Origin of the sequence: Mesorhizobium sp. M1E.F.Ca.ET.041.01.1.1, assembly GCF_003997355.1 — a bacterium.
GTDB lineage: Bacteria > Pseudomonadota > Alphaproteobacteria > Rhizobiales > Rhizobiaceae > Mesorhizobium.
Genome location: NZ_RZSL01001168.1, coordinates 1 through 707, shown reverse-complemented (window position 1 = coordinate 707; position 707 = coordinate 1). Strand labels below are relative to the sequence as shown.

The 707-nt window shown below is 59.0% G+C and carries 2 protein-coding genes; both read right to left on the bottom strand.

What is annotated here, in order from left to right:
* On the bottom strand, positions 1-192 hold a 192-nt coding region (locus EOA38_RS38155; protein WP_148669498.1), incomplete at its 3' end, for an alcohol dehydrogenase catalytic domain-containing protein.
* A 56-nt stretch (positions 193-248) separates the two neighbouring features.
* The coding region (locus EOA38_RS38150) for a DUF4262 domain-containing protein (RefSeq protein ID WP_127301642.1) at positions 249-707 on the bottom strand (459 nt) is incomplete at its 5' end.

Sequence of the window (707 nt, the reverse complement as noted above, 5' to 3'; positions counted from 1 at the left end):
GCCCGCCAGTTCATGTCCCGGAACATGCGGCAGCGTGATGCCGTCGTCATGGCCCATCCAGCCATGCCAGTCGCTGCGGCAGAGGCCGGTCGCCTCGACCTTGATGACGACGCCATCCGCTGCCGGCTTCGGGTCGGGCACGGTCTGGATCGTCGGCGCCTCGCCGAATTTTTCGAAGACGACAGCTTTCATGGGAGTGCTTTCATATGTTCAATTCAAAAGACAGTGCGGGTTTGGGCGGTCCGTAACTAAGTTGGCGATGGCGGTTGGTCGAGCAGTGGCTGCCGCTTGCGGAACCACTTGTCGGCTTCGGCGTCCCAGGGCCAAATGCCCGAGGTATTCGGATACACGAGTTGCATGACGCGGAAATCCGGACCGTCGTAGAACCAGATGTCCCAACCGAAATGTTCGGGATATTGGTCCGGATGGACGGAGCCGAACTGACAGTCGAAGCCGCCGCCCAGGAAACCTGACGCTCGCTGTCCGATGCTGAACGTTTCGCCGTTTCGCACCCGCCGGCAATACTCGTTGATGATACTTTGGGAAAGCTCCGGTTTCAGCCCGATGATGACCAATTCGGGAGCCTTGAAATTGTGCTCTATCCCCACCGAGTAGGCGAAAGGCGGAAGCTCGTCTTCTGCCAAGACATACAGGATGTGGCAGCCATACGCTTCAATGTCGGCGAGCGTCTTTGCTTCGTCCGGGTC